This window comes from Teichococcus aestuarii, from assembly GCF_003116135.1.
GTDB classification, from domain to species: Bacteria; Pseudomonadota; Alphaproteobacteria; order Acetobacterales; family Acetobacteraceae; genus Pseudoroseomonas; species Pseudoroseomonas aestuarii.
The window spans coordinates 1-1,292 of sequence record NZ_PDOA01000069.1 but is presented as its reverse complement, the minus strand read 5'-3'; the positions used below and the strand labels follow the sequence as shown (position 1 = coordinate 1,292).

Here is a 1,292-nt window from a genome sequence, read left to right as displayed (position 1 = left end):
GGCACTCCGTGTGAGAGCGGGAAGTAGTGCGTGATCCGCTCGATCTGTGCCTTTGTGAGCCAGAACAGGTCAGCCATGGCAGCACTTCCGGCCGCCATGGAATCACAGAAAAATCAAAGCGCAAGAGATCATTTAATAGGTCCTGAGCCTAGCCACCTGGATCTCGATGCAGGGCGATGGAGTGGACACGTGCGGCGCCATACTGGGCTCCGCCACGATCGGCACGAACGAGGGCGCCACGCTGTGCCGCATCTCCCGCCGCCAGGTGAACACCTGCTGTGAGCAGACCTGCCAGCGACGCGCCACCTCGGCAATGACGGCGCCGGGTGCGAGCGTCTCCGCGACAATCTGCGCCTTAGCCTCCTCCGACTACTGGCGACGGCGTCCAGGACCCGTCAGCACCTCTACCCGGCGATATCCGCGGCCACCCGCGTCGTCATTAACATCGACCATAATGTCGGCTCGAAGCTCCCCACCTGAAGGCGAGGCACCACAGTACCGGCACGATTGGGAAGAAGGATGTTCAGGCCGCGCTTACGGTAAAACTGCCGGCCCTGCGGCCCTTCCTGGCGGGCCGGAGTTCTGACGTCAGAATATCGAGCATCGAGCCAAGGGATGACTGAGTGGAGCGGCCCCCAATTCGACCGGACACCAGGCTTAGTGCCCGTTTGAGAATGGTCATGGGTGGGCGATGCGCCTGATGAGGAGCGCGCCCATGCCGACGTGGATCATGGCTTCGGAGACGTCGGAGCGGCGCTCGTAGTCACGGACCAGGCGACGCCAGCGGGTCATCCAGCCGAAGGTCCTCTCCACCACCCAGCGGCGTGGCAGGACCTGGAAGCCTTGTTGGCCTGTCAGCTTGCGCACCACCTCGATGACGAAGTCACGGTAGGCAGCGACGCTCATCAGCTTGCCGCGGTCATAGGCGCCGTCAGCGAAAAGGTGTTTCAGCCAGGGCCAGCGCTTGCGGATCGCCTTGACGATCTGCTCGGCCCCGGCCGCGTCCTGCACGTCGGCCGCCGTCAGGTTGACCATCAGCAGGCGGCCATCGGTGTCCACCGCGATGTGGCGCTTGCAGCCCTTGAGCCGCTTGGCAGCATCATAGCCCCCACCGCCCGGCGCATGAGGCGACTTCACCGTCTGGCTGTCCAGAACCCCGGCCGAATGACCAGCCCCCATCAACTGGTCCGGGCAAGATTTTAGTGGAGCATGGTCAGAGGCGGCGGCGATGAGCCATTGGAACCGGGGTGGGGCACGGGTCTGGCCCTTTCCGGCATGATCACCTCCGGTGC

Annotated in this window: 1 protein-coding gene and 1 pseudogene; both read right to left on the bottom strand. The window is 64.2% G+C overall.

The window, feature by feature from the left end; genetic code table 11:
* Positions 1-132 precede the first annotated feature (132 nt).
* Positions 133-357, bottom strand: a pseudogene (locus CR165_RS26205) (transposase); the annotation flags it as partial.
* A 321-nt stretch (positions 358-678) separates the two neighbouring features.
* Positions 679-1,292 (bottom strand): IS5 family transposase (locus CR165_RS24155; RefSeq protein WP_245906759.1); only part of this gene is annotated, 614 nt, incomplete at its 5' end.